The organism is Thiomonas sp. TH-17 (assembly GCF_057473305.1).
The window spans coordinates 1-5,158 of record NZ_JBYCKI010000263.1 but is presented as its reverse complement, the minus strand read 5'-3'; the positions used below and the strand labels follow the sequence as shown (position 1 = coordinate 5,158).

Genomic DNA, 5,158 nt, shown 5'->3' with positions numbered 1-5,158 from the left:
CGGAAAATTTGCAGTTCGTGCCGCTCGCACAGCGTCCTTGACTCGTCCCGCGCACTTCTCGCCATGCCCACGCGCCCGGCTTGTCGCTCGCCTCGACCTGGAGCGGTTTTTTTCCGTGTTCCAGTTCGTGGAGTGTTCAAGATGAAACGTAAGTTCTTTTTCCTGTCCGGAGTTGTCGGTCTGTCCTGCGCGCTTGCGCTGCCTGCCCATGCGCAAGCGCAGGGCAGCAAGGAAAAAACGGCGGATGCCGCAACCGTCGCCGCGCACAGCACCACCAAGGCCGAGCTGACCGTCGTGGCCACTGCCGCTACAGCCACCCCGGCTCTGCTGACCAGCAATGCTCCCGGCGCCCGCGTGCCCGGCACGGAAAACGGCTTTCCCGATGTGAACCCGGTGTTTGCACTCAAGGCCGGTCGCATGGTGTGCGGCAGCCGCCGCCTGCCGATGGACGTCAAGATCGAAGGCGCCAACGACCAGGCCGTGCTGCTGACCTGGAACCGGAAAAACTACATCCTCAAGCGCAAGCCCACCTCCACCGGCGCTTACCACTTCGACGATGCCAAGGCCGGCTTCGTCCTCATTCAGATCCCGACCAAGAGCATGCTGTTCGACAAAAAGAACATGACGCGACTGGCCGACGACTGCGTTCCCTCGCCCTGACGGGCTCTCCCTTACCCACGATCCATGTCCTCAGCGATTTCCAACGTCCGCCCCGCCCCCGACCAAGTTCTGGCTGACATAGCCGACTACGTCCTCAACACCGATCTGCAAAGCGCACTGGCGTATTCCACGGCGCGAAACTGTCTGATCGACACCCTGGGCTGCGGACTGGAAGCGCTGGAATACCCGGCCTGCACCAAGCTGCTCGGCCCCATCGTGCCCGGTACCGTGGTTCCGCATGGCGCCAAGGTGCCCGGCACCCAGTTCCAGCTCGACCCGGTGCAGGCCGCGTTCAATATCGGCGCGATGATCCGCTGGCTGGATTTCAACGACACCTGGCTGGCGGCCGAATGGGGCCACCCGTCCGACAACCTCGGCGGCATCCTGGCTGTTGCCGACTGGCTCAGCCGCAACGCCGTGGCCGCGGGCAAGCCGCCGCTGACCATGCGCGACGTGCTCACCGCCATGATCCAGGCGCATGAAATCCAGGGCGTGATCGCGCTGGAAAACAGCTTCAACAAGGTCGGCCTCGATCATGTGGTGCTGGTCAAAGTGGCCACCACCGCCGTGGTCGCGCGCATGCTGGGTCTGTCCCGCGACGAAATCATCAGCGCGGTCTCGCTGGCCTGGGTGGACGGCCAGAGCCTGCGCACTTACCGCCACGCCCCCAACACCGGCAGCCGCAAAAGCTGGGCCGCGGGAGATGCCACCAGCCGCGGCGTGCGTCTGGCGCTCATCGCCAAGACCGGCGAAATGGGCTACCCCAGCGTGCTGAGCGCCAAGACCTGGGGCTTTTACGACGTGCTGTTCAAAGGTCAGCCGTTCAAGTTCCAGCGCCCTTATGGCAGCTATGTGATGGAGAACGTGCTGTTCAAGATCAGCTTCCCGGCCGAGTTCCACAGCCAGACCGCGGTGGAAGCGGCCATGACCCTGCACCAGCAACTTCGCGCAGCGGGCAAGAGCCCGGAAGACATCGCCAGCATCGTCATCCGCACGCATGAGGCCTGCATCCGCATCATCGACAAGAAGGGCCCGCTGAACAACCCGGCCGACCGCGACCACTGCATTCAATACATGGTGGCGGTGCCGCTGCTGTTCGGCCGCCTCACTGCGGGCGACTACGAAGACACGGTCGCTGCCGACCCGCGCATCGACGCGCTGCGCGACAAGATCAGCTGCGTCGAAGACCCGCAATACACCCGCGACTATCACGACCCGGAAAAGCGCTCCATCGCCAACGCCCTGACCGTGACCCTCAAAGACGGCTCGGTGCTGCCCGAGGTCGCAGTGGAATATCCCATCGGCCACAAGCGCCGCCGTGCCGACGGCATCCCTCTGCTCGAAGCCAAGTTCCGCACCAACCTGGCACGGCGCTTTCCGGGCAAGCAACAAAAAACCATTCTCGACGTGTCGCTGGATCAGAACTTGCTTGAATCCACGCCTGTGCACGACTACGTTGATCTGTACGTCATCTAAGAGGGTGAGAACAAATCCGCCATGCCTGCTCATCGCGCCCAAATCGTCCCACTCGGCGTTGCAAATGCGCGCCGTGCCGACGGGCACGGCTGTGCTTTGCGCCTTGATTGGAACCCTTTGAGCGCGCTGCTCAGCCACGTCGAATTCATTCTCACCCTCTGACCCCGGAGACCCTCATGCCAGCCAAACCCGCCAGCGCCACGCCAGCCCACGCCTTCGCCAAAACACGCAAGACCTTCAAGACCGCCTCGGGCAAGTCCGCGTCGTTCTATTCCCTGCCGCAACTCGCCAAAGAACTGGGCACGGATCTGTCGCGCCTGCCAGTGTCCATCCGCATCGTGCTGGAGTCGGTGCTGCGCAACTGCGACGGCAAGAAGGTCAGCGCCGAGCATGTGAAACAGGTCGCAAACTGGAAGCCCAACGCTGCCCGCACCGATGAAATTCCCTTCGTCGTCGCGCGCGTGGTGCTGCAAGACTTCACCGGCGTGCCGCTGCTGGTCGATCTGGCCGCGATGCGCAACGCCGCCGCGCAACAACACAAAAACCCCAAATCCATCGAGCCGCTGGTGCCGGTTGATCTGGTGGTCGATCACTCGGTGATGGTCGATAACTACGGCAACAAGAAGTCTCTCGACCTGAACATGCAGATCGAGTTCCAGCGCAACCGCGAGCGCTACCAGTTCATGAAGTGGGGCATGCAGGCGTTCGACACCTTTGGCGTCGTGCCGCCGGGCTTCGGCATCGTGCATCAGGTCAACCTCGAATACCTCGCCCGCGGCGTGCATAAAACCAAGGACGGCGTCGCCTATCCCGACACCCTGGTGGGCACCGACAGCCACACCACCATGATCAACGGCATCGGCGTGGTGGCCTGGGGCGTGGGCGGCATCGAGGCCGAAGCTGCCATGCTCGGTCAGCCGGTCTACTTCCTCACCCCCGACGTGGTGGGCGTGGAACTCAAGGGCAAGCTGCGCGGCGGCGTCACCGCCACCGATCTGGTGCTCACCATCACCGAAATGCTGCGCAAGGCCAAGGTGGTCGGCAAGTTCGTCGAGTTCTTCGGCGAAGGCACGGCCAGCCTGTCGGTCACCGACCGCGCCACCATCGGCAATATGGCACCCGAGTATGGTGCCACCATGGGCTTCTTTCCGGTGGACGACAAGACCCTCGACTACTTCAAGGGCACCGGCCGCAGCAAGAGCGAGATCGAGCTGTTCGAGGCCTACTTCAAGGCGCAGAAGCTGTTCGGCGTGCCCAAGGCCGGGCAGATCGACTACTCACAGACTCTCACCCTCGATCTCGGCACGGTCGAGCCCTCGCTGGCCGGCCCCAAACGGCCGCAAGACCGCATTGCGCTGAGTGAAGTCAGCCATCAGTTTGACAAACTGTTTTCGGCGCCTGTGGCTGACAACGGCTTCAACCAGTCGGCAGACCGCCTGAGCCGCACCTTCAAAACCAGTGAAGGCATCGAGATCGCCGATGGCGACGTGCTCATCGCCGCCATCACCTCCTGCACCAACACCTCCAACCCCAGCGTGCTGCTGGCCGCCGGGTTGCTCGCCAAAAAGGCCGTCGAAGCCGGGTTGAAAGTGAAAAAACACGTCAAAACCTCGCTGGCCCCCGGCTCGCGCGTGGTGACAGAATATCTGGAGAAAGCGGGCCTGCTGCCCTACCTCGAAAAACTGGGCTTCTACCTCGCGGGCTACGGCTGCACCACCTGCATCGGCAATGCCGGGCCGCTGGCGCCCGACATCGAGGCCACCATCACCGCCAACAATCTGGTGTGCGCCGCCGTGCTCTCGGGCAACCGCAACTTCGAGGCGCGCATCCATCCCAGCATCAAGGGCAACTTCCTCGCCAGCCCGCCGCTGGTGGTGGCCTATGCCATTGCCGGCACGGTGCGCCGCGACCTGATGACCGAGCCCGTGGGCTATGGCAAGGGCGGCAAACCCGTGTATCTGGGCGACATCTGGCCGAGCAGCGAAGAAATCGAAAAGCTCATGAAGTTCGCGATGAACCCCAAGGTGTTCCGCGAGAACTATGCGCAGGTCGCCACGCAGCCGGGCAAGCTGTGGAAGAAGATCGAAGGGGTGAAAGGGCAGGTTTACGACTGGCCCAAGAGCACCTACATCGCCGAGCCGCCGTTCTTTGCCGGGTTCGGCATGCAGCCTGCGGCCACGTCGCTGCAGGTACAGGGCGCACGCGCGCTGGCGCTGTTCGGCGACTCGGTGACGACCGATCACATCTCGCCCGCAGGCCCGATCAAGGAAACCTCGCCCGCCGGGCAATGGCTGCAGGCCAACGGGGTACTCAAGGCCGACTTCAACTCCTACGGCTCACGCCGCGGCAACCACGAGGTGATGATGCGCGGCACCTTCGCCAACGTGCGCATCAAGAACCTGATGATTCCGGCCGGGGCCGATGGCTCGCGTGAAGAAGGCGGCGTGACCCTGTTCCAGCCGTCTGGCAAGAAGATGTTCATCTACGACGCCGCGATGCAGTACATCGCTGATGACACGCCCACCGTCATCTTCGCCGGCGAGGAATACGGCACGGGTTCCAGCCGCGACTGGGCGGCCAAAGGCACGCAGCTTCTGGGCGTGAAGGCCGTGGTGGCGCGCAGTTTCGAGCGCATCCATCGCTCCAATCTGGTGGGCATGGGCGTGTTGCCGCTGCAGTTCCTCGGCAATGATTCGTGGGAGTCGCTGGGCATCAAGGGCGACGAGACCTTCGCCGTCGATCTGGGCGATACCCTGCGGCCGCAACAAGACGCCCTGTTGACCATCACCCGGGCGGACGGCAGCAAGCAGCAGGTCAAGCTCAAGCTGCGCATCGACACGCCGATCGAGGTCGATTACTACCGCAACGGCGGCATTCTGCCTTTCGTGCTGCGGCAGTTGCTGGCGGCTTGAGAGGGTGTGAACCAATCCGCCATGCCCGCTCCTCGCGCCCAAACACCCCCGCTCGGCGTTGCAAATGCGCGCCGTGCCGACGGGCACGGCTGTGCTTTGCGCCTTGATCG

General features: G+C 63.5%; 3 protein-coding genes. All 3 read left to right on the top strand.

Annotation, left to right across the window (positions count from 1 at the left end; translation table 11 throughout):
* The first annotated feature begins 141 nt into the window (after nucleotides 1-141).
* The 3 genes from AC2VLV_RS15195 (at nucleotide 142) to acnA (ending at nucleotide 5,048) form a co-directional block, all read left to right on the top strand.
* Nucleotides 142-660, top strand: coding sequence for a hypothetical protein (locus tag AC2VLV_RS15195; RefSeq protein ID WP_486990783.1), 519 nt, complete (start codon nucleotides 142-144; stop codon nucleotides 658-660).
* Between the two features lie 24 nt (nucleotides 661-684).
* Nucleotides 685-2,136: a bifunctional 2-methylcitrate dehydratase/aconitate hydratase gene (locus AC2VLV_RS15190; RefSeq protein ID WP_486990782.1), complete on the top strand. Its 1,452-nt coding sequence runs from the start codon at nucleotides 685-687 to the stop codon at nucleotides 2,134-2,136.
* Nucleotides 2,137-2,312: 176 nt separating this feature from the next.
* Nucleotides 2,313-5,048, top strand: a complete 2,736-nt coding sequence (gene acnA, locus AC2VLV_RS15185) for an aconitate hydratase AcnA (protein ID WP_486990781.1) — start codon at nucleotides 2,313-2,315, stop codon at nucleotides 5,046-5,048.
* Nucleotides 5,049-5,158 lie beyond the last annotated feature (110 nt).